26 protein-coding genes and 3 pseudogenes are annotated in these 25,300 nt (G+C 60.4%); 9 read left to right on the top strand and 20 right to left on the bottom strand.

What is annotated here, in order from left to right; genetic code table 11:
- The first annotated feature begins 83 nt into the window (after positions 1 to 83).
- Complete coding sequence (proP, locus tag FS777_RS13595; RefSeq protein WP_058638281.1) at positions 84 to 1,586, top strand: glycine betaine/L-proline transporter ProP; 1,503 nt, start codon at positions 84 to 86, stop codon at positions 1,584 to 1,586.
- Here proP and FS777_RS13600 read toward each other — a convergent pair whose 3' ends face one another.
- From FS777_RS13600 to nspC, 7 genes are all read right to left on the bottom strand, one after another.
- A complete protein-coding gene (locus FS777_RS13600) occupies positions 1,587 to 2,288 on the bottom strand; it encodes a YoaK family protein (protein WP_078478560.1) in 702 nt (233 codons plus the stop codon).
- A 15-nt stretch (positions 2,289 to 2,303) separates the two neighbouring features.
- On the bottom strand, positions 2,304 to 2,927 hold the full coding sequence (locus FS777_RS13605; RefSeq protein ID WP_078478561.1) for a riboflavin synthase subunit alpha: 624 nt from the start codon (positions 2,925 to 2,927) through the stop codon (positions 2,304 to 2,306).
- Between the two features lie 76 nt (positions 2,928 to 3,003).
- Positions 3,004 to 5,070: a maltose alpha-D-glucosyltransferase gene (gene treS / locus FS777_RS13610; protein WP_145256002.1), complete on the bottom strand. Its 2,067-nt coding sequence runs from the start codon at positions 5,068 to 5,070 to the stop codon at positions 3,004 to 3,006.
- Positions 5,071 to 5,357: 287 nt separating this feature from the next.
- Positions 5,358 to 6,206, bottom strand: a complete 849-nt coding sequence (locus tag FS777_RS13615; protein ID WP_058638277.1) for a TIGR03915 family putative DNA repair protein — start codon at positions 6,204 to 6,206, stop codon at positions 5,358 to 5,360.
- Complete coding sequence (locus FS777_RS13620) at positions 6,197 to 7,417, bottom strand: putative DNA modification/repair radical SAM protein (protein WP_023533877.1); 1,221 nt, start codon at positions 7,415 to 7,417, stop codon at positions 6,197 to 6,199. Before FS777_RS13620 ends, FS777_RS13615 begins: the two co-directional genes overlap by 10 nt.
- Positions 7,418 to 7,634: 217 nt before the next feature.
- Positions 7,635 to 8,879: a saccharopine dehydrogenase family protein gene (locus FS777_RS13625; protein WP_145256006.1), complete on the bottom strand. Its 1,245-nt coding sequence runs from the start codon at positions 8,877 to 8,879 to the stop codon at positions 7,635 to 7,637.
- Between the two features lie 33 nt (positions 8,880 to 8,912).
- The gene (gene nspC / locus FS777_RS13630; RefSeq protein ID WP_145256009.1) at positions 8,913 to 10,010 is read right to left on the bottom strand and encodes a carboxynorspermidine decarboxylase; all 1,098 of its coding nucleotides are present in this window, start codon (positions 10,008 to 10,010) and stop codon (positions 8,913 to 8,915) included.
- Positions 10,011 to 10,203: 193 nt separating this feature from the next.
- Here nspC and FS777_RS13635 point away from each other — a divergent pair, with 193 nt between their 5' ends.
- Entirely contained in the window at positions 10,204 to 10,413 is a 210-nt protein-coding gene (locus FS777_RS13635; protein ID WP_078478562.1) for a DUF2945 domain-containing protein, read from the top strand.
- A 131-nt stretch (positions 10,414 to 10,544) separates the two neighbouring features.
- Here the strand turns inward: FS777_RS13635 and FS777_RS13640 are convergent, their stop codons facing one another.
- The 4 genes from FS777_RS13640 to yghU form a co-directional block, all read right to left on the bottom strand.
- A complete protein-coding gene (locus FS777_RS13640) occupies positions 10,545 to 11,465 on the bottom strand; it encodes a pyridoxal-phosphate dependent enzyme (RefSeq protein ID WP_078478563.1) in 921 nt (306 codons plus the stop codon).
- Complete coding sequence (locus tag FS777_RS13645) at positions 11,462 to 12,136, bottom strand: transcriptional regulator (protein ID WP_058638273.1); 675 nt, start codon at positions 12,134 to 12,136, stop codon at positions 11,462 to 11,464. Before FS777_RS13645 ends, FS777_RS13640 begins: the two co-directional genes overlap by 4 nt.
- Positions 12,137 to 12,217: 81 nt before the next feature.
- The gene (locus tag FS777_RS13650; protein ID WP_145256012.1) at positions 12,218 to 13,921 is read right to left on the bottom strand and encodes an amidase; all 1,704 of its coding nucleotides are present in this window, start codon (positions 13,919 to 13,921) and stop codon (positions 12,218 to 12,220) included.
- Between the two features lie 348 nt (positions 13,922 to 14,269).
- Positions 14,270 to 15,109 carry a glutathione-dependent disulfide-bond oxidoreductase gene (gene yghU / locus FS777_RS13655; protein ID WP_058604069.1) on the bottom strand — a complete coding sequence of 280 codons (840 nt, stop codon included), beginning with the start codon at positions 15,107 to 15,109 and terminating at the stop codon, positions 14,270 to 14,272.
- Positions 15,110 to 15,299: 190 nt separating this feature from the next.
- On the opposite strand from yghU, the gene FS777_RS13660 reads away from it, so the two are divergent.
- A complete protein-coding gene (locus FS777_RS13660) occupies positions 15,300 to 16,343 on the top strand; it encodes a dienelactone hydrolase (protein WP_145256015.1) in 1,044 nt (347 codons plus the stop codon).
- Here FS777_RS13660 and FS777_RS13665 read toward each other — a convergent pair.
- Together FS777_RS13665 and FS777_RS13670 are read right to left on the bottom strand one after the other, a co-directional pair.
- Positions 16,325 to 17,911, bottom strand: a complete 1,587-nt coding sequence (locus FS777_RS13665; RefSeq protein WP_023533837.1) for an ABC-F family ATPase — start codon at positions 17,909 to 17,911, stop codon at positions 16,325 to 16,327. The two genes, FS777_RS13660 and FS777_RS13665, sit on opposite strands and share 19 nt — an antisense overlap.
- Before the next feature lie 35 nt (positions 17,912 to 17,946).
- Positions 17,947 to 18,402: pseudogene (locus FS777_RS13670) on the bottom strand (tyrosine-type recombinase/integrase); the annotation flags it as partial.
- A 3-nt stretch (positions 18,403 to 18,405) separates the two neighbouring features.
- Between FS777_RS13670 and FS777_RS21710 the strand changes: the two are divergent.
- Positions 18,406 to 18,609: pseudogene (locus tag FS777_RS21710) on the top strand (glycoside hydrolase); the annotation flags it as partial.
- On the top strand, positions 18,606 to 18,935 hold the full coding sequence (locus FS777_RS13680; protein ID WP_145256018.1) for a DUF2514 family protein: 330 nt from the start codon (positions 18,606 to 18,608) through the stop codon (positions 18,933 to 18,935). The pseudogene FS777_RS21710 and the gene FS777_RS13680, both read left to right, overlap by 4 nt.
- Before the next feature lie 63 nt (positions 18,936 to 18,998).
- On the opposite strand, the gene arsH is transcribed toward FS777_RS13680, so the two are convergent.
- From arsH to FS777_RS21785, 5 genes and pseudogenes are all read right to left on the bottom strand, one after another.
- Positions 18,999 to 19,700: an arsenical resistance protein ArsH gene (arsH, locus tag FS777_RS13685; RefSeq protein WP_145256021.1), complete on the bottom strand. Its 702-nt coding sequence runs from the start codon at positions 19,698 to 19,700 to the stop codon at positions 18,999 to 19,001.
- A gap of 12 nt (positions 19,701 to 19,712) precedes the next feature.
- Positions 19,713 to 20,183, bottom strand: coding sequence for an arsenate reductase ArsC (locus FS777_RS13690; RefSeq protein WP_028686454.1), 471 nt, complete (start codon positions 20,181 to 20,183; stop codon positions 19,713 to 19,715).
- 27 nt (positions 20,184 to 20,210) lie between these two features.
- Positions 20,211 to 21,494 carry an arsenic transporter gene (locus tag FS777_RS13695; RefSeq protein ID WP_028686453.1) on the bottom strand — a complete coding sequence of 428 codons (1,284 nt, stop codon included), beginning with the start codon at positions 21,492 to 21,494 and terminating at the stop codon, positions 20,211 to 20,213.
- Between the two features lie 21 nt (positions 21,495 to 21,515).
- On the bottom strand, positions 21,516 to 21,863 hold the full coding sequence (locus FS777_RS13700; RefSeq protein ID WP_145256024.1) for a metalloregulator ArsR/SmtB family transcription factor: 348 nt from the start codon (positions 21,861 to 21,863) through the stop codon (positions 21,516 to 21,518).
- 337 nt (positions 21,864 to 22,200) lie between these two features.
- Positions 22,201 to 22,551, bottom strand: a pseudogene (locus FS777_RS21785) (integrase).
- Between the two features lie 176 nt (positions 22,552 to 22,727).
- On the opposite strand from FS777_RS21785, the gene FS777_RS13710 reads away from it, so the two are divergent.
- Positions 22,728 to 22,916 carry a hypothetical protein gene (locus FS777_RS13710; RefSeq protein ID WP_027916391.1) on the top strand — a complete coding sequence of 63 codons (189 nt, stop codon included), beginning with the start codon at positions 22,728 to 22,730 and terminating at the stop codon, positions 22,914 to 22,916.
- A gap of 120 nt (positions 22,917 to 23,036) precedes the next feature.
- On the top strand, positions 23,037 to 23,204 hold the full coding sequence (locus FS777_RS21430; protein WP_165919287.1) for a hypothetical protein: 168 nt from the start codon (positions 23,037 to 23,039) through the stop codon (positions 23,202 to 23,204).
- Positions 23,205 to 23,303: 99 nt separating this feature from the next.
- On the opposite strand, the gene FS777_RS13715 is transcribed toward FS777_RS21430, so the two are convergent.
- Together FS777_RS13715 and FS777_RS13720 are read right to left on the bottom strand one after the other, a co-directional pair.
- Positions 23,304 to 23,681: a VOC family protein gene (locus FS777_RS13715; RefSeq protein ID WP_058604129.1), complete on the bottom strand. Its 378-nt coding sequence runs from the start codon at positions 23,679 to 23,681 to the stop codon at positions 23,304 to 23,306.
- A gap of 88 nt (positions 23,682 to 23,769) precedes the next feature.
- Positions 23,770 to 24,207 carry an acetyltransferase gene (locus FS777_RS13720; RefSeq protein WP_058638265.1) on the bottom strand — a complete coding sequence of 146 codons (438 nt, stop codon included), beginning with the start codon at positions 24,205 to 24,207 and terminating at the stop codon, positions 23,770 to 23,772.
- A 165-nt stretch (positions 24,208 to 24,372) separates the two neighbouring features.
- Between FS777_RS13720 and FS777_RS13725 the strand changes: the two genes are divergently transcribed.
- Complete coding sequence (locus FS777_RS13725; protein WP_145256027.1) at positions 24,373 to 24,789, top strand: hypothetical protein; 417 nt, start codon at positions 24,373 to 24,375, stop codon at positions 24,787 to 24,789.
- Between the two features lie 165 nt (positions 24,790 to 24,954).
- Positions 24,955 to 25,188, top strand: coding sequence for a hypothetical protein (locus tag FS777_RS21435; RefSeq protein ID WP_058638263.1), 234 nt, complete (start codon positions 24,955 to 24,957; stop codon positions 25,186 to 25,188).
- The last annotated feature ends 112 nt before the right edge of the window (positions 25,189 to 25,300 follow it).

Raw genomic sequence — 25,300 nt, forward strand, 5'->3', positions numbered from 1 at the left:
TCACAAAAAAACGCTAAGCGCTGAATTATTTAGTGTCCCTTTGTATCTGATCCCTTAGAGCAGTCACCGTCAGGGATAAATAAATGAAATCTCGCAAAAAAAGGGTTCAGCCGATTGGCCTGAAGGACATCACCATCGTCGACGACGCCAAGATGCGCAAGGCCATTACCGCCGCTGCGCTGGGCAACGCGATGGAGTGGTTCGACTTCGGCGTCTATGGCTTCGTCGCCTATGCCCTGGGCAAAGTGTTCTTCCCCAATGCCGACCCCAGCGTTCAAATGATTGCCGCGCTGGCCACCTTCTCCGTGCCGTTCCTGATCCGACCACTGGGTGGGTTGTTCTTCGGCGCGCTCGGCGACCGCTTCGGGCGACAGAAGATTCTCGCCGCCACCATCGTCATCATGTCCTTGAGCACATTCGCCATTGGCCTGATACCGTCCTATGACAGTATCGGCATATGGGCACCGATCCTGCTGTTGCTGGCCAAGATGGCCCAGGGCTTCTCGGTAGGCGGTGAGTACACCGGCGCGTCGATCTTCGTGGCCGAGTATGCACCTGATCGCAAGCGTGGTTTCCTGGGCAGCTGGTTGGACTTTGGCTCCATCGCCGGCTTCGTCCTGGGCGCCGGCGTGGTGGTGATGATCTCCACCGTGATGGGTGAAGAGAAATTCCTTGAATGGGGCTGGCGCCTGCCGTTCTTCCTGGCTTTGCCGCTGGGTATGATTGGTCTGTACTTGCGTCACGCGCTGGAGGAGACCCCAGCCTTCCAGCAGCATGTGGACAAACTGGAGCAAGGTGACCGTGAAGGCCTGGCTTCCGGGCCGAAGGTGTCGTTCAAGGAAGTGGCGACCAAGCACTGGCGTAGCCTGATCACCTGCATCGGCGTGGTGATCGCGACCAACGTCACGTACTACATGCTGCTCACCTACATGCCCAGCTACCTGTCCCACAACCTGCATTACAGCGAAGATCATGGTGTACTGATCATCATCGCGATCATGGTGGGCATGCTGTTCGTGCAGCCGATAATCGGTCTTCTGAGCGACAAGTTCGGCCGTCGCCCCTTCATCATCCTGGGTAGCGTCGGCCTTTTTGCGGCGGCAATTCCTGCCTTCATGCTGATCAACAGCGGTGTGCTGGGCTTGATCTTCGCCGGCCTGCTGCTGATGGCCGTGCTGCTGAACTTCTTCATTGGCGTGATGGCATCGACCCTGCCAGCGATGTTCCCGACGCATATCCGCTACAGCGCCTTGGCCAGTGCCTTCAACATTTCGGTGCTGATTGCAGGCCTTACCCCGACTCTGGCCGCCTGGCTGGTGGAAAGCTCCGGCAACCTGTACATGCCCGCCTACTACCTGATGGTGATTGCCGTGATTGGTTTCATCACTGGGGTGACCATGAAAGAAACGGCCAACAAGCCGTTGCGTGGCGCGGCGCCAGCAGCGTCTGACATCGACGAGGCTCGCGAGCTGCTTCAGGAGCACCACGACAATATCGAGCAGAAGATCGAAGACATCGATACCCAGATCGCTGAATTGGAAGCCAAGCGCAAGCTGCTGGTGCAGCAGCATCCACGTATCGATTGATCAGCGGGGCATGTAGCGTCGCTGCCAGGCACGAGGGATGAACAGCGACACCAGGGTCAGCAGGCAGGTCAGCACACAACTGCCGACCATAGCCTGCAGCCCTAGGTGTTTCTGCAACCAAGCGCCACATGCTGCTCCCAGCAGCATGCCCAGCCAAGGCACCAGTTGCACCCGCCAGCCATGGCGGCGAGCGCCCAGCATCCAGTGGCCCAGGCCACGGCCAAATCGCGAAAGGGCACCGGTAACATAGGTCAGGCCAATCGGCAGACCGTTGACCTGCTCAACCACGGCATTGATCATCCCCATCGCCAGTGTGGCGGCCAACAAGAGTATTGAGGTATCCGGCGCTGGCAGCATCCCCGCAAACCCAAGCAGCACCGCTACCACCAGCAGTACGGGCCAGGCACGGCGCCGGCACTTGTGCGCCAGCACCACACCCAAGGTATTGCCAGCCACGAAGCCCAGCAGCGCGCCTGCCAGGCGCAGGATCATCGGGCCATCGACGTCGTTGATGGCGACGGCAAGGCGCGTGGTGTTGCCGCTCATGAACGAGACGAAATCGCCCAAGGCCAACAAACCGATGGCATCGGTCATCCCTGCCAGTACCGACAGGCCGGCCACCAGACCGAGCCCTACGCGGCCTCGTAACCGGTGGACACGACGGCGCCTGGAACTAGGTGTGGCTGCGGCGGCAGGTAGCATGTGCAGTCCTCGGGTCTACCGTTGCTCGCGGGCCAGGGTATTGCGAATGGTGCGCTCCACGACATCGACCAGCACCATGGTGTGGTGGTCGACTTCGATATTGAGCAAGTCGCCTTCCTGATAACGGGTAAACGTGGTCTGGCGCAGGGTTTCTGGAATGAGGTTGACAGTGACCACGTTGTCCTCGATGTCGGCGACGGTGAGGCTGCAGCCATTGACGCCAATGAAGCCGCGGGCAAAGACGTACTTGGCCCATTCAGGCGGCATGCGGAACTTGATGTATGCACCGGTGGCAGCGATGGAGATGTCTACGATGTCTGCAGTGGTGGCGATGTGGCCAGCCATGAGGTGGCCGCCCACCTCTGCGTTCATTTTCGCCGAACGCTCGATGTTCACTCCTTGGCCGGCCTGCAAACAACGCAGGTTAGTGCGCTCCAGCGTTGCCGTCATGGCGTCGAAGCGAACGTGTGTGCCTTCGATCTCGGTGACCGACAGGCAGGTCCCTTCAACGCTGACACTGGCACCGATCTTCAGATCGTCGAGCAGTGCCGGGGTGAGGTCGATGGTGAACTGGTTGTGGCCAGGGTGACGGGCTACATCAAGCAGAGGGCGGACGGCCTGGACGATGCCGGTGTACATTGCGTTGCTCCTGGGCACGGGTAAGTTGACTTGCGCAAACTATGCCCAGGCGCCCGCAAATGCAAGTCACCGCACCTCAGACGTGACCACTGCTGTTGACGATGCGCAGGCACAACGCCTCATAGGGGTCCAGATTAACCATCAAGCGTCCGTCCTCGGTCAAATCGCCCTCGACCGTTTCGTTGATCATGTCCACCACAGGGCCTGGCGTGAAACCGGTCAGTTGCAGCTCCTCACTGATTTCGTCCTGGCTGAAGTTCAGGGCGGTTATCTGGATACCGCGCCCTGCAGGCAGTTCATGCACCATCACCAGCAGGCCAGGCGAGGTCACGTCGGGCACCAGCAGTTGCCGGCTAGTGGCGATGCCATATGCCTGGCGAACCGCGAGCAGCTTTTTGACCTTGCTGGCGAACGAGTCACTGCGCTCGAGTTGTTCATCAAGGCTGCCGTACAAGGCACGGGCACGCGGCATACCGCGCACTGAGGCCTGGGCCTCTGGGTCCAGACCTGCCAGATCATAACCGCCGCGGTGGATCCAACGTGTGTCGCCGTCGGTCATCCGCTCAGCCACCGCTTCGGCAGGCAAGGGCAGGGCACCCACCAGGTCCCAACCGGATATGGCCACCACACCAGGCTGCATGGCGTTGTACATCACCAGCAGCAGATGCAGCTTCTGAATCGATTCAACTTGCTCGGAGGTGATGTCATCAAGCTCCCGGATACCCAAGGCAGCGGTGATCAAGCTGGCCGTGGTGCAAGAGATGCCATTGGTGACGAACCGCAGGTTGTAAGGTGCATGCTCACCGGACAGGCGCTCGTAGATCTCCTCCCGGATATGCTCGCGCAAGATGCTGCCGGGCAAGGTCTGGCCCTTGTACAGGTACATGTCATGCGCATGCAGGGTCCAGAAATGCACCAGCTCGACCGTCAACTCATCATGGTTTTGCAACGCATGAATCAGCGAGGCTGGGTCGATGCCGAAGGCGTGCATTTCCTTGAACATCAAGCGCAGGAATTCGGTATCGCCGGTCAGTAGCGCGTGCTGATAGGCCGGTCGGGTAATGAAGTCGTAGGACAGGTCGGCCCCGCCGCTGGACATCTGGGCGATGTCATCGAGGGTGAGGTTCAGCTCCTGGAAGCTGAACCCCCCTGCCTTGCGGATCATGCCACCGATCAACTGGTTACCGACCAGCGACAAGGGGTGGCTTTCCGACCAGGCGGTGCCGCTGGCGCGTGTTTCGACACCCAGGAAACCATTGGCATCCAGGCGCAAACCACGTGCGCCCAGGCAGTCCAGGGCATGCAGGGCATCGCCTATGATCATCTGCTGCGCCGTGAAGGTCGGGTCGAGCCAGTTCAGGGAGGGTTGACCGTCCTTGAAATAATGCAGGTAAACCCATCGGCGGGTCTTGCCATCCACGCCCGTGATCGGCGCCGTGGCGCTCCAGTCGGTCTCCTTGACGCCCGGCTCGAAGAAGATCACCCGTTGTAGCTGACCGACGATGTAGTGGCGTGCCTTGAGCTCGTCGCACTGAGCGGGGAGCAGGTTGACCGAATCGCGGCCTTCGGGCACGTCAGGAAGCAGCCCCCAATCCTCTTCACGGATCTCGACCATGTGGTAGAGGCCTGGGTAGGGCGCCAGCCCCAGCTCGGCCAGGCGGAAATCGGCGCCTTTGCCGGTGTGCGACGGGATCAGGTCATCGATGGTGACGGCATTGTGGGCGGCGGCCATACGGCTCATCTGTATCAGTTCCTGCTCGGTACCGTAGAGCGGGTCGATGTCAAAGCTGATCCGGTCGAAGTTGCCGTCCACGCTCGGCGTAAGCTCGCGCCCGCTGATACCGCCGGAACGCTTGATTGGCCCGGTGTGGACACCTTGAATACCAATTTCTGACAGGCGCTTCCATAGCGCTTCATGGGCCAAAGCGCCCAGCACCGAGCAACCGTCGGGCGCAATGATCGCATCGGGGTAGACCGTCAGCCAGACCGAAGCGATTTCTGTCGCGCGGCGCGGCTGGGCCAGGGCGTAGGGCTGTTGCCACAGTCGCGCTTGCCCGGAGTACAGGCTGGCGCGCTCCTGGGATGCCTTCAGCATGGAGCGTTCTTCAAGCCACTTGACGTATGACGGGTCGGGTTGGGTCATCTCGCGTCCTCTTTGCGTGTCGGCACCGGCTCAGGTTATGACGGCAGGGCACGCGGAACGTTCGGCTCAACACGTAGTGCTGTTCACTTAAGATCGTTGGAGCCGTTTCACGGCCCATCGCGGCACAAGGCCGCTTCCACACTGTCCTGTGAGCCCTTTGACTCAAGCGTCACGCAGTCAGGGTGGGAGCGGCCTAGTGCCGCGATGGGTCGCGAAGCGGCCCTAAGTGAACAGCATTACGGCTCAACACGGGGTTTGTGGCAGGCGCGCTTTTCGGGCTCCGGCAGTCAACTGTTCCGCGAGGCCTTGTTGATCTGCTTGCCAGCCTGGGCTGCGACTTCCAAGGCCTGGCCGTCCCGCTGCTTGCCTTGGCGTGCCAGCCCCTCGAGTTGAGGAATAAGCATCCCTTCTGGCAAGTGGCGCCAGAAGCGGCCAGGCATGTGCAGGCGCAGGGCATTGGGGTTCAGGCGGGCGGGGTTGAAGGTGTGGCGGTAGTATGTTCGCCACAATTCGGCGCCAGGGTCTTCTGCGTGCTGCGCCCATTGCCGCCAGAGCTCCGGGCATTGCCGCTGATAGTCGAAGCGGCGGCCGTCATAGCGGATGCCATCGCGTGGCGTCGCGATCAGCCACCGCAGCCGCCCCAGCCTGTCGGCAAAATGCGGGCTGGCGCTTTGCAGAATGTCGTGAGCAGGTTCGTGAAAAGCGACCAGGTCCAATTGCAAGTGCTCGACCAACGCTTCAGGCAGCGGCACGAACCGCAAAAACGCATGCAGGTGATGGGCTTCGCGGCTGACTTGCTTGATGCGTCGATGCAGCTCGCTGCCCAGCCGATCACCGGCCAGCATCGCAGTGCGGTCGCCGTGAGCGACCCGCCACAGCACTTCGTACAACAGATTCCACCGCTGCTCGCCGTGATAGCGTGCCGCTTCCTCCAGTTGACCGAGCAAGGCCGCCGGCACCTTCGCCCGAAACGGGCCCGTACCGGCCGGCAGCGTGGTGGTGTCGGCCAGCATGTCGGTCATGGGCCCTTGGGACCAGGTGACTTGTGACGGATCGACGCCATGGCTCAGCAAGGCTCTGGCCTGATCCCGCCAGACGCCGAACAGGTCATCGCAATCGAGCGCTATCACCCCCATAGCCCCATTTGAACCGGTGCCTGTGGTTCACGCAGGCGGGCACGCAGCAGGCTGCTGCGAAGGTCGGCCTGGGCAGGGCGATAATCGCTGGTCACGATAAAGGGCCGGGCCTTGTCGAGCACGCAACGCAGCTGGATCAGGTCGTCATAGCGGATACGCCGCTCACGGCGCAAGGCGACCAGGCGCTGCACGCTGCGCAGGCCTATGCCTGGAATGCGGGCGAGCAGCGCGGGCTCTGCGCGGTTCACATCCAGCGGGAACACTTCGCGATTGGCCAGCGCCCATGCCAATTTGGGATCGATATCCAGCGCCAGGTTGCCGGTTTGTCCCAACAGCTCGCCGGCCTTGTACCCGTACCCGCGCAAGAGAAAATCGGCTTGGTACAGGCGGTGTTCACGCAGCAGAGGCGGGGCGGCCAGTGGCACGCTGCCAGGGCTGTCGGGAATGGGGCTGAAGGCTGAGTAGTAGACACGTTTGAGGCCGTACCCCTGGTACAGCGATTCGGCATTGCGCAGCAGTGTGCTGTCGTCAGTACTGTCAGCCCCGACGATGACCTGGGTACTTTGACCGGCAGGGGTGAAGCGCGGGGCGCGAGGCTCGTTGGCTACCGCTTGCTGCCCTTGATGAATCACGCCCATGGCTTGACGGATGGTCGATGCTTGCTTTTCCGGTGCCAGGCGCTTGAGGCTGTCGTCGGTAGGCAGTTCGATGTTGACGCTCAAGCGATCGGCCAGACGGCCTGCTTCTTCGATCAACAGCGGATCGGCGTCCGGAATGGTCTTGAGATGGATATAGCCACGGAAGTTATGTTCTTCGCGCAGCAACCGCGCGACCCTGATCAGCTGCTCCATGGTGTAGTCAGCCGAGCGGATGATGCCCGAGCTCAAAAACAGGCCACTGATGCAGTTGCGCCGGTAGAAGTCCAGCGTCAGACGCACCACTTCTTCAGGGCTGAACCGTGCGCGGGGCACATTGCTCGAGCGTCGGTTGACGCAGTACTGGCAGTCGTACAGGCAAAAGTTGGTAAGCAGAATCTTCAGCAGAGACACGCAGCGACCATCTGGGGTGTAGCTGTGGCAAATGCCCATGCCGTTGGTAGCGCCCAAACCGTTGCCGCCACGCGAGCTGCGCTTTGGCGCACCACTGCTGGCGCAAGATGCATCGTACTTGGCGGCATCGGCAAGAATGCCCAGTTTGGCGATCAGTTGCATGACTCTTACCTGTCGTACTGAATATTCATACAGTATTGAGGGCTAGGGTCAATTGCAAGTGCTGAACGCCGCCCGGCGAGATATCCCAGCAAATTCGTAGGTTATCCGATGAGTGGTTGATGGCGCGGGCAACTACTGGGTTTCAGCGATCGTGAAAGACATGGTGGGGTTGGTCGATAAAAGAAGAGGGCGCCTCGAAGGCGCCCTCTTGGGTGAATCAGGCTTCAGCGTCCCACGGACGGTCGCCTTTTTCGTCCTTCACACGGGTTGGCAGGCCCATCACGTCCAGCGCCTTGAGGAACGACTCGGCAGGCAGTTCCTCGACGTTGACCATGCGCTTGGCATCCCACTCGCCGCGAGCCACCAGCAAGGCAGCGGCTACCGGTGGTACGCCAGCGGTATAGGAAATGCCCTGGCTGTCCGTTTCGGCGTACGCCTCTTCGTGATCGGCCACGTTGTAGATGAACACTTCACGCGGTTGCCCGTCCTTGGTGCCCTTGACCAGGTCACCGATGCAGGTCTTGCCGGTGTAGCCAGGCGCCAGGGACGCTGGATCAGGCAGCACGGCCTTGACCACTTTCAGCGGTACCACTTCCAGGCCTTCTGCGGTCTTGACCGGCTGCTCGCTGAGCAGGCCCAGGTTTTTCAGGACCGTGAACACATTGATGTAGTGCTCGCCGAAACTCATCCAGAACCGGACGTTGGGTACGTTCAGGTTCTTGGAGATGGAGTGCACTTCATCGTGACCGGTGAGGTACAGGTTTTGCGAACCCACCACGGGCAGGTCATCGGTGCGCTTGACTTCGAACATGGTGTTGCTGGTCCACTGGCTGTTCTGCCAGCTCCACACCTGCCCGGTGAACTCGCGGAAATTGATTTCCGGGTCGAAGTTGGTGGCAAAGTACTTGCCATGCGAGCCTGCATTGACGTCGAGGATGTCGATCGAATCAATGCGGTCGAAATACTGCTGCTGCGCAAGCTTTGCGTAGCTGTTGACCACACCCGGGTCGAAACCGACACCGAGAATGGCCGTGATGTTCTTGGCCTGGCACTCTTCGAGGTGTTTCCACTCGTAGTTTCCGTACCATGGCGGGGTTTCACAGATCTTGCCCGGCTCTTCGTGGATGGCAGTATCCAGGTAGGCAGCGCCGGTATCGATGCATGCACGCAGCACCGACATATTCAGGAATGCAGAGCCGACATTGATCACGATTTGCGATTCGGTTTCGCGGATCAATGCCTTGGTCGCCTCGACGTCGAGGGCATTGAGCGAAAAGGCCTGGATGTCGGCGGGTACCTTGAGGCTACCCTTGGCCTTGACGCTGTCGATGATGGCCTGGCATTTGGAGATGTTCCGTGACGCGATGGCAATACGACCCAGTTCGTCGTTATGCTGCGCGCACTTGTGGGCCACCACCTTGGCGACACCTCCTGCACCAATGATAAGAACGTTCTTCTTCAATTTACCTGTTGCTCCTTACAGACGAGGCCTGTCTTACGACAGGCTGGAAACGTAGTCTTCGAAACCGAACTCGCGCACCACCTCGACGCTGCCGTCGAGTTGCTTGACCACGATGGATGGCATCTTCAAACCGTTGAACCAGTTTTTCTTGACCATGGTGTAACCCGCAGCATCCACGAAGGACAGGCGGTCGCCGATCGCCAGTGGGCGTTCGAACTGGTATTCACCGAAAATATCGCCGGCCAGGCACGATTTGCCGCATACCATGTAGGTGTGCTCACCGTCGTTGGGCGCCATCTTGGCATTGAGGCGGTAGATCAGCAGGTCGAGCATGTGCGCTTCGATCGAGCTGTCGACCACGGCCAGGTGCTTACCGTTGTACAGCGTGTCCAGCACAGTCACTTCCAGCGAAGCGCTCTGGGTGATCGCGGCTTCACCTGGCTCCAGGTAAACCTGTACGCCATAGGTTTGCGAGAACGCCTTCAGACGCGCGCAGAAATCGTCCAGCGCATAGCCTTCGCCGGTGAAATGGATGCCGCCGCCCAGGCTTACCCATTTCACTTTGTGCAGCAGGTGGCCGAAACGTTTCTCAATGCGGGTCAGCATCTGGTCGAACAAGGCGAAGTCGCCGTTCTCGCAGTTGTTGTGGAACATGAACCCCGATACCTGGTCGATCACGGTTTCGATCTTGGCAGGGTCCCATTCCCCTAGGCGGCTGAACGGGCGTGCCGGGTCGGCCAGCTGATAGTCCGAGCTGCTGACTTGTGGGTTGACGCGCAGACCCCGGACCTTGCCTTCGGACTGCTCTGCGAAACGTTGCAGCTGGCCGATGGAGTTGAAGATGATCTTGTCGCAGTTCTCGAGCATCTCCTGGACCTCGTCGTCGGCCCACGCCACGCTGTAGGCGTGGGTTTCGCCGGCGAACTTCTGGCGGCCGAGCTTGAGCTCGTACAGCGAAGACGACGTGGTGCCGTCCATGTACTGCTGCATCAGGTCGAACACCGACCAGGTGGCGAAGCACTTGAGCGCCAGCAGCGCTTTGGCACCCGAGTGTTCGCGCACATAGGCGATCTTCTGCATGTTGCTCAGCAGCTTGGTCTTGTCGATGAGGTAGTACGGCGTATTGATCATTTAGAGGCCCTCGGCAAGGCCGGCCAAAAAAAGGACACGCATTGTGCCTTCACTCGCCGCAGATCGAAAGGGTGCAATTGCATTTCGTCCGGGCATCGTTGCCGTGACTGAATCTTTTTGTGTTCGGCGTGCTCAGTAGAACAACGACAGATGACACTCTCAATCCTCCCGCGCAGGTTACAAGGAGAAATCGATGAGCAATACCTTCAAGAAAGGTGACAAGGTGCACTGGAATTCCGAGGCCGGGGTCATACACGGCACCGTAGAAAAAGTGCATACCAAGGACGTCGAGTTCATGGGGCGTCAGCGCCATTGCTCAAAAGAGGAGCCACAGTACGAGGTCAAGAGCGACAAGACCGGGCACATGGCCATGCACAAGGAGCAGGCATTGAAGAAGGGCTGAGAACACAGGTTATTGCGTTGGTGCTCAGTTGCCCGTGTGTATCACGGGCTTTTTTATGAGCCGTGTCTATACGTGCAGAGTGCAGCGGGGTTATGCAAGGAGCGGTTCATGACCGCTCCCGGCAGGCTGGTTCATGCCTCGAGCGCTGCACGCCATGCCTGGATCTGCGCCAAGGTAGCCGTGGCGCCCCCGCACACGACCACCAGTACATTGCGGTAGCTTGCCAGCGCGCTGGCCTCATACGCTACCGCCAAGGCGGCGGCGCAGGCGGGCTCGACCAGCAGGCGGTGATCCAGCAAAAAGCGCTCGCACGCCTCCAGGGCCTGCCGGTCACTGACCAGCAGGCTTTGCACGGGGTGTTGCTGGGTACAGCGAAACGCGTGTTCGGCTACCTGTTTCGCGCCCAGGGTGGTGGCAATCGTATCCAACCGCTCCAAGGTCACCAATTCGCCGGCTTCGATGGCGGCATGCAGGGAGGCTGCGCCATGGGTTTCCACGGCCAGGATCGGCACATCGGCCCAGCCATTACGTTGTAGCCCCTGCACGACGCCGCTCAGCAAACCCCCGCCGCCCACCGAAAGCACAACCGCATCGGGCTTGATGCCGGCTTCGGCCACCTCATCGACCAGGCTGGCATGGCCTTCCCACAGCAAAGGGTCGTCGAACGGGTGAATGAACGCGGCATCGTCACCCATCAGGCTCAGGGCCAACGCATTGGCCTCCTGCCAGGACTGCCCGTGGACGATGACCTCAGCGTGCTCAAGACGCAGCAATTCCTGGGCACGCACGGTGGTGGTCTCGGGCACGACCACGGTCACGGGAACGCCGAGCTTGCGCCCAACATAGGCGACGGCAAGCCCGGCGTTGCCGCCTGAGGAAGACACGAACCGTTTCGCGCCGCGGGCATGGTGGAACTCACAGGCGTGGGCGACGCCGCGCAGCTTGAAGGAGCCGCAGGGCTGCAATGCCTCGAGCTTGAGCCAGACAGTGCAATCGGCAGCCAGCGACAGTGGGCGTGATTCGATAAGGGGGGTACGGATGTGCAAGGTCACTGGGAGGCTCCACGCAAATGTTCGAGGTAGTTGTAGACGGTATAGCGGGTCACGCCGAGGGCGTTGGCCGCTTTCTCGACGCCGCCCTTGACGATGAACAGCCCGCGTTCCTGCATCACGCGGACCGCTTCGATCTTGGCTTGCCGGGTCATGCGGCCTTGGCCGGTGTCATGCAGCGCCGCCTGGATGATCTCGCTCATCAGCGCCTCCATGTCGGCGGGCTCTGCGGCTGCGGGCGAGGTGCCCATGGGCGCGAAGCTTTGTAGAAAGCCCATGGCAGCGTCCAGGCCAGTGACATCGGTATTGACGCAAAGGCTGGCGAAGGGGTGGCCAGCGCTGTCGCGAAAGATCGCGGTAGCGCTGCGCAGCGTGCGGCCCTTGATGGCGGTCGGATAGTCGGGCAGCACAACGGGCCCACAGCCTTGCTGATCGGCCGCGGCCTTCAGCAAGGCTTGCAGGCCCTGATCCTGCTCCGGCACAGCCAGGATAGGACTGCCCACCTGCCGGCCAGAAAGGTGCCCATTGACGATGGCCACGACGGACCGCTCGGGCTGGTCCAGGTCGTGAAGCAGAATTTCGGTGTTGTGAGTGACGACACTGCCCAAGGCCTCGATAGAGGCTTTGAGCACGCTCAAGGTCAAGCGGCGTTCATCTTCGGGCAACAGGGCCATGCGAACTCTTCAAATCAACATTTTGTGCATATTTACACATAATGTTGATTTGTGCGAGTCGCTTGGCGCTCACCTGTGCTTTCAGCCCAAGGCTGGGGTGCGTGGTGGAATGATCCGTCGTGAACCCGTGGCTTCGAACGCTGCGGCATAGCTCAACAGCGCATTGTCACTGTAGGCCCGCCCCGCGAAGGTCAGGCCTACCGGCATACCAATGTCGCTCATCACGCCCATGGGCACGGTGACCGTGGGCACGCCCAGGTGGCGTATGGCCAGGTTGCCGTTGGCCACCCACACGCCATTGCTCCAGGCAATGTCAGCCGACGCCGGGTTCACATCAGCATCGGCAGGCCCTACATCGGCCACAGTAGGGAACAGCACGGCATCCAGCCCAAGGGTTTGCATCCAGTCTTCCAGGTCGATCTTGCGGGTCTGTTCAAGGCCACGCAGGCCGTCAGGCAGGGTCTCGATCTGATCCCACGTCTTCAGGCCGCGCTTGGCCATGGTGACGTACTCGTCCATGCCAGCGGCCAGATCATCCTCACGGTTAGGCAAAGTGCCGGGGTCGTGTGGGAAGATTTGCGGGCCGTCCACATCCGCCAGCCGATTGAGATTCGGATCGTCGTTGGCACGCAGGAAATCGTCGAACGCCCAGCCGGAGAGTTCCCACAGCTCATCGTGCAAGAATGCCTTGCTGACGATGCCACGGTTGTAGACGGTGGGGGCGCCGGGGCGGTCGCCTTCGCAGTTGGAGACCAGCGGGAAGTCGACTTCCACAACCTGCGCACCGGCCTTTTCCAAGGCTTGGCGAGCGTGCTGCCAGAGCGTCATGACGCTTGCCCGCGCCTGGATACGCTGGCCAGTGGGGCCGCCGATACCCGGCTTTTCCGACGTGCCCGCATGCTCATCGGCGTTGATGTACATGCGCGGTACGCCAAACTTTTTGCCTTGCAGGGCGGCGGTGCCCGCTGCCAGGTCGAGGTAGCTGGCTGGGCGTACCTGCGAGGGCTTCGGGATCGACACCCAAGGCTGCAGCCGCCACAGGTCGCCCCGGGTATCAGGGTCATCGGCCACGACCACGTCGAGAATTTCCAGCAGGTCATGCATGGTGCGGGCGAATGGCACGACCACATCCATCGTCGGCGTGAGGGGCCAGTTACCCCTTACCGAAATGACCCCGCGTGAGGGTGTGTAGGCGCACAGGCCATTGTTCGACGCAGGGCCGCGGCCGCTGGACCAGGTTTCCTCAGCCAGGCCGAAGGCGCTGAAGCTCGCAGCTGTCGCGGTACCGGCACCGTTGGAAGAGCCTGAAGCGAAGGGCGCGGTCAGGTATGCCGCATTGTAGGGGCTCTCGGCGCGGCCATAGACGCCGCGCTGCATGCCACCGTTGGCCATGGGTGGCATGTTGGTCTTGCCCAGGCAGATGGCCCCGGCCCCGCGCAGCCGTTCGATGGTGAAGGCGTCGCGCTGGGCTACCAGATGCTTAAAGGCCGGGCTGCCGGACGCTGCGGTCAGGCCTTTTACCAGGTAGCTGTCCTTGGCGGTGTAGGGTATCCCGTCCAATGGCCCGAGCACCTCTCCACGGGCCCGGCGGGCGTCGGAGGCCTCGGCCTCGGCCAGTGCATCAGGATTGCGGACTACCACGGCATTGAGGGCGGTGTCGGTGTCGGCGCCATCATAGGCGTCTATGCGGGCCAGGTAGGCCTTGACCAGTTCGACCGCCGTCGTGCGGCCCGACTCGAGCGCGCTGCGCAGCTCGGCGATGGAAACCTCGGTTACCTCGATCATGCGTTCACCAGAAAGTGCAGGTTGGGCTAATGCGGTAATGCTGTTCATCCAGGATCGTTGGGGCCGCTGCGCGGCCCATCGCGGCACAAGGCCGCTCCTACAATGACCGCGTGACGGCTGAGTTGACAGGCTCACAGCGCTTTGTAGGAGCGGTCTTGTGCCGCGATGGGCCGTGAAACGGCCCTAAGTGAACGGCATTAGGCTAATGCGGGGAGTGTACAAGAAGGTTAAAGCGTGCGCAGGTGTGCGCACGGGCAAACGGGTGCATGCATGCGGGCATTGAGCGAGGACGCTTCGTTGACGCCTGGGCGGCCCCGCAATCAGGGCCGCCCGACATCAGCGGGCCGTTCAGTCCAGGTCCGCTGCCGAATGCCGCTCCGGTACCTGGCTGGATTCATCTCCCCAGGTCCGGTTGACCCGCGTGCCCCGCTGCACGGCGGGCCGTGCAGCGATCGCCTGGGCCCAGCGCTGAACATTGGGGTATTCGTGAACCGCGAGAAACTCAGCAGCGTTGTAGAGGTTGCCCAGCACCAGCTGGCCGTACCATGACCACACGGCTATGTCGGCGATGCTGTAATGGCCGCCGGCAAGGTAGGTGGTCTCGCTCAAACGGCGGTCGAGCACGTCCAGCTGGCGCTTGGCTTCCATGGTGAAGCGATTGATCGCGTACTCGATCTTTTCAGGGGCATAGACGTAGAAGTGTCCGAACCCACCACCCAAGTACGGCGCCGCGCCCATTTGCCAGAACAGCCAGTTCAGGGCTTCGGTGCGCTCGGCGGCCGTTTGCGGGAGCAGGGCATCGAACTTCTCGGCCAGGTACAGCAGGATGGAGCCTGATTCGAATACCCGCACCGGCGGCTCGACGCTGCGGTCAAGCAATGCGGGGATCTTCGAGTTGGGGTTGACCTGTACGAATCCGCTGGAGAACTGGTCACCCTCGCCAATTCTGATCAGCCAGGCATCGTATTCAGCGCCGGCATGGCCAAGTTCCAGCAGCTCTTCCAGGGCGATGGTGACCTTGACGCCATTGGGTGTCGCCAGCGAATAAAGCTGCAGCGGTTGCTCGCCCACTGGCAGGTCCTTGTCATGGGTAGGCCCGGCGACCGGCCGGTTGATACTGGCGAAGTGGCCCCCCGAGGCCGCTTCGTTGCGCCATACCTTCGGGGGTTGGTAAGCGGGTGTGCTCATGCTCGGCTCTCCACGATTGCGAATGATCGACGACGTCTGATTGACCTGCCTATATGCCACGGGTTCGATGACGCGCACAAACACAAAACGGATCTGCCATGGCGCAGCCGATGTTTCATCGGTTTTTCATTTTTGACGGGAGGGCAGCGATTAAGCTCAAGCTATCCAGTGGCAGATGCGCAGAGCCCCCATGATCCTTTCTCGTTGCTTGCTGGCACTGGCCATGGTCGTTGGCCCGATGGGCGCCGCTGATGCTGCGCCCTGGGTGGCAGGGCTGCATCACATGACCCTGACCGACCCGGTAGACAACCGCCCGATGCAAGCCTTGGCGTTCTATCCCGCCAAGGGGCATACCCGCGCCAGCCACATCGACGGTTACGCGCTGGAGGTGGCTGAAGAGGCGCCTGTGGCCCAAGGGCGTTTTCCGTTGCTCGTGCTCTCGCATGGCAACACCGGTAGCCCACTGGCCTTGCACTATTTGGCAACCTCACTGGCCAAGCAAGGGTATGTAGTGGTGGCCGTGGTCCACCCAGGCGACAATGCCCGCGACCCCAGCCGGCTGGGCACCCTGAGCAATCTGTACGGTCGGCCGCTGCAAGTCAGCGCCGCTATCACCGCAGCGCGCAGCGATGCACTGCTTGGGCCTCGGCTCAATGGCGGGAAAGTCGGATTGATTGGCTATTCGGCTGGCGGCGAAACTGCCTTGATCCTGGCCGGCGCGCGCCCTGACCTTGATCGCCTGCGTGCGTATTGCCTCGAGCGACCGGATGATCACGATGCCTGCAAAACCCACGGTGTATTGATTGCCGACCGCAGCGAACTTTCGCCACAGGCAGACTCACGCGTCGGCGCAGTGATGCTGATGGCGCCGCTGAGCCTGCTGTTCGGACGCCACGCCCTGGTCGATGTGCACCTGCCGGTGCTCATCTACAGCGGCGACAAGGACCAGCTCGTGGCGGTGGATCGCAACGCCCAGGCCCTGGCTCGCAAGTTACCCCTCACACCTGACTACCGCCTGCTGGCAGGGGCCGGTCATTTCGTATTCATGGCGCATTGCGACGCCGAGCAGGCCCTGCGCATGCCGGCGCTGTGCAAGGATGCCGAGGGTGTGGACCGCCGGCACATCCATCGTTCGCTGCAACGCGAGACGGCTGCGTTCTTCGAGCAGACGCTCGATGCGCCGCAGCCTCAGAGGCGTTCAGCGATTACGCTGAATCAGGCCACCACGCCCTGACTGCGCAGGTATTCGTCGTAGGTGCCGCTGAAGTCCACCACGCCATCGGCTGACAGCTCGATGATGCGGGTCGCAAGCGAGGAGACGAATTCACGGTCGTGGCTGACGAAGAGCAAGGTGCCTGGATAGTTTTCCAGTGCCAGGTTCAACGCTTCGATCGATTCCATGTCCAGGTGGTTGGTCGGTTCGTCCATGACCAACACGTTGGGCTTTTGCAGAATCAGCTTGCCGAACAGCATGCGGCCCTGTTCGCCACCGGAGATGACCTTGACCGACTTGAGGATTTCATCGTTGGAGAACAGCATGCGCCCCAGCGTGCCGCGGATCACCTGCTCACCCGATGTCCACTGGCCCATCCAGTCGAACAGGGTCATGTCGTCTTCGAAATCATGGGCGTGGTCCTGGGCGTAGTAGCCCACTTCCGCGCTGTCGGTCCATTTGACTTCGCCCTTGTCCGGGGTCATCTCGCCCACGAGCGTACGCAGCAAGGTGGTCTTGCCGATGCCGTTGGGCCCGATGATCGCGACGCGCTCTCCGGCTTCGACGGTGAAGCCGAGGTCCTTGAACAGCACCTTGTCGTCGAAGGCCTTGGCCATTTTTTCGACCGTCACAGCCTGGCGGTGCAGTTTCTTGGTCTGCTCGAAGCGGATGAACGGGCTGACCCGGCTCGACGGCTTGACCTCGGCCAGCTGGATCTTGTCGATCTGCTTGGCCCGCGAGGTAGCTTGCTTGGCCTTGGAAGCATTGGCCGAGAAACGGCTGACGAAGGTCTGCAGTTCGGCGATCTGGGCCTTCTTCTTGGCGTTGTCCGACAGCAACTGCTCGCGGGCCTGGGTGGCGGCGGTCATGTACTCGTCGTAGTTGCCGGGGAACAGGCGCAGCTCACCGTAGTCCAGGTCAGCCATGTGGGTGCACACGCTGTTGAGGAAGTGGCGGTCGTGGGAAATGATCACCATGGTGCTGTTACGGGCGGTGAGCACGGTTTCCAACCAGCGGATGGTATTGATGTCCAGGTGGTTGGTCGGCTCGTCGAGCAGCAGTACGTCAGGGTCGGAGAACAACGCCTGGGCCAATAGCACGCGCAGTTTCCAGCCTGGCGCCACTTCGCTCATGGGGCCGAAATGCTGCTCCAGGGGGATACCCAGGCCCAACAGCAATTCGCCTGCGCGCGACTCGGCGGTATAGCCATCCATTTCGGCGAACTCGGTTTCCAGCTCGGCGACAGCCATGCCGTCTTCTTCGGACATTTCAGGCAGCGAGTAGATACGGTCACGCTCGGCCTTGACCTTCCAGAGATGCCCGTGGCCCATGATCACGGTATCGATCACGGTGAATTCTTCGTAGGCGAACTGGTCCTGGCGCAGCTTGCCCAGGCGCGTGTTTGGCTCGAGCATCACCTGACCGCCAGAAGGCTCCAGGTCGCCGCCCAGGATCTTCATGAAGGTCGACTTGCCGCAGCCATTGGCGCCGATCAGGCCATAGCGGTTGCCGTTGTTGAATTTGACCGAAACGTTTTCGAACAGCGGCTTGGAGCCGAATTGCATGGTGATGTTGGCGGTAGAGATCAAAGGGCTAACCTATCAGTCACTTACGGGGCTGGATCTCAACCTGATACCGATTTGATACCAATTTTGAGTTTTTCCAGCTCGCTCCAGTCGGAGCTTGAGTTAAGCCAACGAGCATAGGTGGATAGCAGCATTTGAACGCTGTGACCCAGCTGTTGGGCGATAAATGCGGGATTCAGACCAGACATTAAGCATATTGTCGCATACGTGTGGCGGCAGTTATATGGGCGGCGACGTCGAATCCCAAGCTCACTGAGCACCTGTACCCACTGCTTATGCAGGTCAGAGGTCTGCTTGACATACTCGGCGCTCTTGGAAGGCGGGAAAACAAACGGCGTTACGGCCACCGTTCCTTTGCCATTCCTGCGGCGATCGGCGTATTGCCTGGCGAACTGGGTAGCACGCAATGCCCGATCGTTCAGCAGCACAAAACGGTCCCTTCCTGTCTTCGTTCTCTCCTCGACCTTGCCCAAAGCGACTGTCCTTCGGACGTGCGTCCTGAGAACCAGGATCGCATAGCCCCACAGCAGATCCGGGGGCGGCGCGCGCTGGATGACATCAAGGCTGGCAGTATTCAGCAAGCGATCGCCAAATGCTCGAACATCTGGACGAGCTTCCCCAGGAACACCTATGGGCAAAACCCGCACCGCCTAGACAAGCTGCTGGGGCGGTGGGTAGAGCTGGGCGGGACCGTGGCATGAGCCCCTGGGTTGGCTTGGCGGCTGCCGTGGTCTTGGTGGCCAGCCACTGGGGCGCCTACGAGCACGGCCGGAGTGTAGAGCAGGCGCAGGCTGGCCAAGTGTCGGCCAAGCGCGATAGCGGCGACCGTCTTGCCGAGGTGATCGGTGAGCGTGACGCTCGTCAGCAGCAACGTCAAGGCGCGCGGGCGCAGGAGGAGGCGAGAGCCACTGCCCATGATCAAAGAGTTGTCGCGGCTGCCGGTGGTGCTAGCGCTGACGCTGCTGGCCAGCGGCTGCGCAGCGACGCAGCCCAGTTCGCTGCCGCCGTCGTCACGAAAGGGGCGTAGATGGCCTGGATCGCCGCAGCGTCATCGGGCCGGGCTTGTCTGACTTTAATGCACATGTCTGCCTCAGATTGAGCGCTGATTTACTCGGACGGAAAGCTGCTGGGCGCTTTCTTTGCGCTCCGAATACCGATCCACCAGAAACTGCTGGCGATCACGTAACAACAGGGTGAATTTGACCAGTTCTTCCATGACGTCCACCACGCGATCGTAGTACGCCGACGGCTTCATGCGGCCCACATCGTCGAACTCCTGATAGGCCTTTGGGAGCGACGACTGGTTGGGGATCGTGAACATGCGCATCCAGCGGCCCAACACCCGCAGCTGGTTGACTACGTTGAATGACTGCGAGCCGCCGCAGACCTGCATTACTGCCAGTGTCTTGCCCTGGGTGGTGCGCACGGCCCCAAGCGCGAGGGGAACCCAGTCGATTTGGGCTTTGAACACGGCGGACATTGCCCCGTGACGCTCCGGCGAGCACCAGACCTGGCCTTCCGACCACTGCACCAGGTCACGCAGCTCCTGCACCTTGGGATGCTCCACCGGCACGTCGTCAGGTAGCGGCAGACCAGAGGGGTTAAAGATGCGCGTCTCTGCGCCGAAGTGCTCCAGCAGGCGCGCTGCTTCTTCCACTAGTAGGCGGCTGAAGGAGCGCTCGCGGGTCGATCCGTATAGCAAAAGGATGCGCGGCTTGTGCTCGCTGATAGAGGTTGTCGCTGTCGGTAGGTCAAACAGCGAGAGATCGAGATTAGGCAGTTGATCGGACATGCTTCCTCCTGGTTATAGAGCGCCAATGCGATCCAGCTCGCGTTTGAGTTCGTCGCGGCCAAGGGTGCCGAAAGAAAGGGCGAAGAACGCCCGGCAGCGTAACTCGATGCGAGCCAGCGTGGCGCGGAATGCTGCTTCGACCGATGCCTGGTCAGCCACGACATCGGACGGATCCTCCAGCCCCCAGTGAGACTTCAGTGCAGGGCCGAAATACACCGGGCAAGCTTCACCTGCTGCCTTGTCGCACACCGTGATGACGATGTCAGGAGGGCAGTCCACGAACGCGTCATTGCCCTTGCTGCTCAGCACTTCGGTTGAGATGCCGGCATGCTGCAAAGTGGTCAGGGTGCGAGGCAACACTTGGCCCTTCGGAAAACTGCCGGAACTGACGGCTTCAAATCCGGGAGGCGCCAAGTGATTGAACATTGCCTCGGAAAGGATGCTGCGGCAGCTATTGGCCGTGCACATGAACAGGACTCGCATGGGAGCTCCTCCGCTTCGTGGCGGATGTCAGAGGCTCAGGCGCAATGCCAGGGCCGAAAGAGTGATCAACAGAACCGGCAGCGTCAGCAGGATGCCGACCTTGAAGTAGTAACCCCAGGTGATGCGCACGCCTTTGCGCTCAAGCACGTGCAGCCAGAGCAGCGTGGCGAGGCTGCCGATAGGGGTGATTTTTGGGCCGAGGTCGCAACCGATGACGTTGGCGTAGATCATCGCCTCACGCACCAGCCCTTGCGCCTCGCTGGCCTGGATCGACAGGGCGCCAACCAGCACGCTGGGCATGTTGTTCATGACAGAGGACAGTAATGCGGCGATCAACCCAGTGCCGATGGCGGCAGCCCACAGCCCTTGCTGCGCAAGTCTGTCGAGTAAGTGAGTGAGCATATCGGTGAGGCCGGCGTTCTTCAGCCCGTAGACCACTAGGTACATCCCAAGAGAAAAGATCACCACCTGCCAAGGCGCTTCGCGTAGCACCCGACGGGTCGAAATGCGGTGCCCGCGAGCGGCGACGGCAAAGAGGATCGTCGCACAGGCTGCGGCTACCGCACTGATCGGGATACCAAGTGGTTCCAGGGCAAACAGGCCGATCAACAGCACCACCAGCACCCAGCCACCGACGTTGAAGGTTGCGCGGTCATGAATCGCCTCGCTTGGGACTTTCAAGGCCCCGACCGTGTATTGCTTAGGGATGTCACGGCGGAAGAACAGGAATAGCACCAGCAACGTTGCGCCCACGCTGGCGAAATTCACCGGCACCATCACCGAGGCGTACTCGCTGAAACCCAGCCTGAAGTAGTCGGCCGAGACGATGTTCACCAGGTTGGAGACTACCAGCGGCAGGCTTGCCGTATCGGCGATGAAGCCGGCGGCCATGACGAAAGCCAGCGTCGCGGCAGGAGAAAAACGCAGCGCGAGAAGCATCGACATGACGATGGGCGTGAGTATCAGCGCCGCACCATCGTTAGCGAACAGCGCCGACACGGCAGCACCGAGCAGCACGCAGAAGCCGAACAGGCGGTAGCCGCTGCCGTTTGCCCAGCGCGCCACATACAACGCGGCCCACTCGAAAAAACCTGCCTCGTCCAGCAACAGGCTGATGATGATGATGGCGATGAAGGTGGCGGTGGCGTTCCAGACAATCGCCCACACGGTTGGGATGTCGTGCAGCGAAACGGCACCCGACGCCAAGGCGATGAGGGCACCGAGTGCGGCACTCCAGCCAACCCCAAGTCCCTTCGGCTGCCAGATGACCAAGATTAGGGTGAACACAAAGACGGCAATTGCAATCAGCATGAAAGCCTCGCTCGATGTTGATCAGCAGCAGGCAGCGTCACGAACGGGGCGGCCGTCCATGTTTTGCAGCCGAAGCGAGTTTTCTGCCAACCACTGTGAGTTGGCCTGCAAGGTTACCTGCAGCATTTCATGCACCCAGTCGGGAAGATCCGGGTTTAGGCGGTAGTACACCCATTGACCCTGTCGACGGTCCAGCAGCATGCCACTGCTGCGCAGCTGCGCTAGGTGGCGACTTATCTTGGGTTGGCTGTCATTCAAAGCGCACATCAGTTCGCAGACACAGAGTTCACCAAGGCTAGCGATCAGCAAGGTGGCGCGAGCACGGGTCTCGTCGGATAAGTTCTTGAACACATCGGGCGGGATAGTCATGGCTGTACCATCACATATGGAAAGCCGAATATACGAATATCCATATGTATGATGCAAGCAGATTCGGTCTGAAAGTCCGCTGTGGGTCGATAGCAGACTTTGAATCAGCGGAGCATACGCCGGGAACGACGTGCGTTATGCCGGATCGGCATCATGGCCGGATGAAAGCCATCGGACCAATTCGCGAACCAACTCATGAGTATCGGTGAGGAAGTGAGAGGAGTTTGGCCCAGCAAAATCGACACATTCCCACCCGCAAAACCCCATGGCATAGCGCATGGTGATGTTTGCTGTGGAGATCAAGTGCTTGTCCTGCGGGGGGGGGCCAGAGGTGTATTTAGCCCCTTGCGTCACGGTTGGACCACGCATGGGCCAATCGTGACGCGGGGCGGCAGCTTCTCCAGCTCCCTCCAGTCCGAGGAGGAGCTGATCCATTTCGCGTAGGTCGAGAGCAACATCTCAACGCTATGGCCGAGCTGATTTGCAATGAACGCAGGGTTCATCCCAGGCATCAAGCACATGGTTGCGTAGGTGTGGGGGGGGCGTACTGCCGGCGGTCACGGATGTTCAGCGCCTTGGGCGCTGATTTGAACTGGCGGATTGTAACACTTGTCTCGCCGATCCACAGCCCACCTTTGTTCGGCTGGAATAGCAAAGGGTATTGCTGGTGCGTCAATCTGGATGTCATGCAGCGAGGTGCAGCCGCTGACGGCGGCTGCCCCAGGCGCCGTGTGGAATCTCATGAAGTCGGAAAAGCTGCCAAACTGCAAAACAGCGGCATGCTGCATTACCTAACTCAAGCGCACATAATGCAGCACGCAGGACGCACGACGGGGTGCGGCTCGAGGCACGGAAGGACGACCAATGACCGAGAAGGAGGAGCTGGAGCTTGAGAAGCTTCAGGCTGAAATTCACAAGCTCACTGCCGAGGCGCGAAAATTGATCGCCGAGGCCAACAAAATGAAGCGCGAGACGCTGTTTTACCCATTTGTCGCGGTGGGGGGGCTAGTCACCGTCATCGTTACCGCTGCTGCCTTCATTCAAAAGCTCTAGCCTGCCCACTGAGAAAACAGGCTTGCGCCGAGCGGTCTTGAGCTTTACGCCAATTCGGTCGACACTAGCGCCATAGGGTCTTGCGACAGGCGTGACCTGGCATCCCAAGCGAGGACGACCATGAGCCATGATCAAGTTATCAAGCAGATGAAAGAGAACCTAGCACAGCTGGGCAGCGAGGTCCGTGAGGGCACGCAACACCAAGCGCGCAGCATCTTTCTGTCGGCTGCTGCAGGCGCAGTGTTCGCCCTGGCGACGAGCTGGGTAGCGTTCAAGCTCTTTTCCTGATCATTTGGGGCTGCCACCGGCAGCCCCCGATAGCCTGCTCAATTTCTTGAGACTAATCCAGGCCTGCCTGGACTTCCACGCTCTGCTTTGCGAAACCGACTAGAGCCGCTCCGATATCTCTATCAAGTTGAGGTCCGGGTCGCGCACATAAATGGATCGGATAGGTCCTGTGGCGCCGGTACGTTGAACGGGGCCTTCAATGATTGGCCACTGTTGTGCTTTCAAGTGGGCCACGACTTCCTCAAGGCTGATCGAGGCGATGAAGCAGAGGTCCAGTGCGCCCGGTACCGGCAAGTGAGCTTTGGGTTCGAATTCGTGGCCACGCACGTGCACGTTGATCTTTTGCTCACCGAAGCGCATAGCCAAGCGCCCAGCACCGAAGTTTTCCAGCTTCATGCCCATGATGCGGGTGTAGAAATCCTTGCATGCCTCGACATCGATGGTTGTCAAAACGAGGTGATCAAGATGGTCGATCATTTCTCTGCCTCTCTAGGTGAGCAGTTGGGGTCCGATGAGCTTTTCGTCCTGACCAACGAGCGAAATAGAGCGCTCCCTGACAACAGTGCTAGCCAGGCAAGCTCAGGTGCAGCAAGGGGAAGGGACGACCCTCGCCATCCAGAGGGGAGCGGCCTGTTTGGATAAAGCCATAATGCAGATAGAACCCAACCGCTTCCGGATTCTGCTCATTCACATCAACACTGATTTGACCGCGCAAACCGCGGGCATGATCCAATAGCGCGCGGCCGATGCCTTCACCTCGCCGATCGGGTTCGATAAACAGCATTTCTACGTGGCTTTCATTAAGCCCAATGAACCCAAGCGGTCCGTCCTTGGGCTCTTCCGCGATCCATAATTCGACAGCAGGCAGGTAGACATCGCGCAGTTGAACAAGCAATGCCTCAATATCGGCTTGCTGCAAGAAATGGTGGGTAGCGCGCACAGCGCGCAGCCAAATGTCCAGCAGCTGCGGATGGTCGACATTAGTGGCCTGGCGAATGATCATGGCATCATCCTTAACAGGTAATAGTTGGAAAGGGGCGCGGTAGGCGTGATAGGAAGCCTACGCGTCATCAGTATCGTGGCCGAGCGTGCAGTGCCTTGAGCGCGGATTTGACGAGGCCGATTGTAATGCATGGCTCATCAACTTTATTAGACCTGACATGACCTGATGAAAAACTATCAATGCCTAATTATGGCCACTGTCATGCTTTCAAGCTGTACTGCGCAACCTGCACGGCCAGTGATGGAGGAGGCTCAGTACAAGGGCTTTGCGCTGTCATCCATTACCGGGGAGCAGTGCGCGATCACCGGAATGCTGGATGTCGACCTGGCTGCTGCCAATAGTGTGATGCTTGAAGAGCATGCGGCAGCATTTCAGTATGACCCCGCAAGGATGGAGATTGAGCGCCGGCAAGCGGCTATCGACATCAAGCATGGGGACGGCGTATCGGAGCCTGCCTGTAACGCGCTTGCTTATGAGGTATTGAGAACACTGGCGGTGCGTAGGATCGAAGATCAGTCAGCGCTGCAGCACAGGCGGATAGCCTTGCAGGAAATGAAGCAGGCGGGCGGTGCTGTTCCCTGACCTGCCTATAAACGGGACACGCATGCAGATGGCCGCAGAGTTCCGGTACACGTCAACTCATGCAGATACAGGGCGCGTTGACTCAGCGCGACGGTTGAGACTGCGGTCGTCAAAGTGCAAGGTGGGTGGTGATAACTTGCAGCACAGGCATAAGCGTTTTCAGAGATGGTTTACACCAGTACGCAAGCGATGGGCTGGGGCAGCATTGATCGTTATCGCGTTGCTCGCAATGGCAATGAACCCCGCAAGCAGGTGGCCTTGGGTGCTGGCGACTGGTGTGATCTGGCTGATCGCGACCTGGTTACCCAGAAGATGACGGATCGTCAGTCACAACTGCTGGAACTCGATGCGCTGTCACCAGAATGGCTGTCACTCGAAGGGTCGCTGTTGCTGACATGATGGCCGTCATGGTGTCGTCCCGAACAGGTAATGGGCGCTGGCTCATCGTTGTTCGTGAACGCAAAGGAGCAGGCATGGCTGATCTGGCTGGAATCGGTTGAACGGTTGAGCC

The sequence above is a fragment of the Pseudomonas sp. DE0157 genome, assembly GCF_007678615.1.
GTDB lineage: Bacteria > Pseudomonadota > Gammaproteobacteria > Pseudomonadales > Pseudomonadaceae > Aquipseudomonas > Aquipseudomonas parafulva_B.

Excerpts from the sequence above, each read along its gene's own strand:
- proP (WP_058638281.1), top strand. The coding sequence starts at position 84 with ATGAAATCTCGCAAAAAAAGGGTTCAGCCGATTGGCCTGAAGGACATC.
- FS777_RS13600 (WP_078478560.1), bottom strand. The coding sequence starts at position 2,288 with ATGCTACCTGCCGCCGCAGCCACACCTAGTTCCAGGCGCCGTCGTGTC.
- FS777_RS13605 (WP_078478561.1), bottom strand. The coding sequence starts at position 2,927 with ATGTACACCGGCATCGTCCAGGCCGTCCGCCCTCTGCTTGATGTAGCC.
- treS (WP_145256002.1), bottom strand. The coding sequence starts at position 5,070 with ATGACCCAACCCGACCCGTCATACGTCAAGTGGCTTGAAGAACGCTCC.
- FS777_RS13615 (WP_058638277.1), bottom strand. The coding sequence starts at position 6,206 with ATGGGGGTGATAGCGCTCGATTGCGATGACCTGTTCGGCGTCTGGCGG.
- FS777_RS13620 (WP_023533877.1), bottom strand. The coding sequence starts at position 7,417 with ATGCAACTGATCGCCAAACTGGGCATTCTTGCCGATGCCGCCAAGTAC.
- nspC (WP_145256009.1), bottom strand. The coding sequence starts at position 10,010 with ATGATCAATACGCCGTACTACCTCATCGACAAGACCAAGCTGCTGAGC.
- FS777_RS13635 (WP_078478562.1), top strand. The coding sequence starts at position 10,204 with ATGAGCAATACCTTCAAGAAAGGTGACAAGGTGCACTGGAATTCCGAG.
- FS777_RS13645 (WP_058638273.1), bottom strand. The coding sequence starts at position 12,136 with ATGGCCCTGTTGCCCGAAGATGAACGCCGCTTGACCTTGAGCGTGCTC.
- FS777_RS13650 (WP_145256012.1), bottom strand. The coding sequence starts at position 13,921 with ATGATCGAGGTAACCGAGGTTTCCATCGCCGAGCTGCGCAGCGCGCTC.
- yghU (WP_058604069.1), bottom strand. The coding sequence starts at position 15,109 with ATGAGCACACCCGCTTACCAACCCCCGAAGGTATGGCGCAACGAAGCG.
- FS777_RS13660 (WP_145256015.1), top strand. The coding sequence starts at position 15,300 with ATGATCCTTTCTCGTTGCTTGCTGGCACTGGCCATGGTCGTTGGCCCG.
- FS777_RS13680 (WP_145256018.1), top strand. The coding sequence starts at position 18,606 with ATGAGCCCCTGGGTTGGCTTGGCGGCTGCCGTGGTCTTGGTGGCCAGC.
- arsH (WP_145256021.1), bottom strand. The coding sequence starts at position 19,700 with ATGTCCGATCAACTGCCTAATCTCGATCTCTCGCTGTTTGACCTACCG.
- FS777_RS13690 (WP_028686454.1), bottom strand. The coding sequence starts at position 20,183 with ATGCGAGTCCTGTTCATGTGCACGGCCAATAGCTGCCGCAGCATCCTT.
- FS777_RS13695 (WP_028686453.1), bottom strand. The coding sequence starts at position 21,494 with ATGCTGATTGCAATTGCCGTCTTTGTGTTCACCCTAATCTTGGTCATC.
- FS777_RS13700 (WP_145256024.1), bottom strand. The coding sequence starts at position 21,863 with ATGACTATCCCGCCCGATGTGTTCAAGAACTTATCCGACGAGACCCGT.
- FS777_RS13710 (WP_027916391.1), top strand. The coding sequence starts at position 22,728 with ATGACCGAGAAGGAGGAGCTGGAGCTTGAGAAGCTTCAGGCTGAAATT.
- FS777_RS21430 (WP_165919287.1), top strand. The coding sequence starts at position 23,037 with ATGAGCCATGATCAAGTTATCAAGCAGATGAAAGAGAACCTAGCACAG.
- FS777_RS13715 (WP_058604129.1), bottom strand. The coding sequence starts at position 23,681 with ATGATCGACCATCTTGATCACCTCGTTTTGACAACCATCGATGTCGAG.
- FS777_RS13720 (WP_058638265.1), bottom strand. The coding sequence starts at position 24,207 with ATGATCATTCGCCAGGCCACTAATGTCGACCATCCGCAGCTGCTGGAC.
- FS777_RS13725 (WP_145256027.1), top strand. The coding sequence starts at position 24,373 with ATGAAAAACTATCAATGCCTAATTATGGCCACTGTCATGCTTTCAAGC.
- FS777_RS21435 (WP_058638263.1), top strand. The coding sequence starts at position 24,955 with ATGGTTTACACCAGTACGCAAGCGATGGGCTGGGGCAGCATTGATCGT.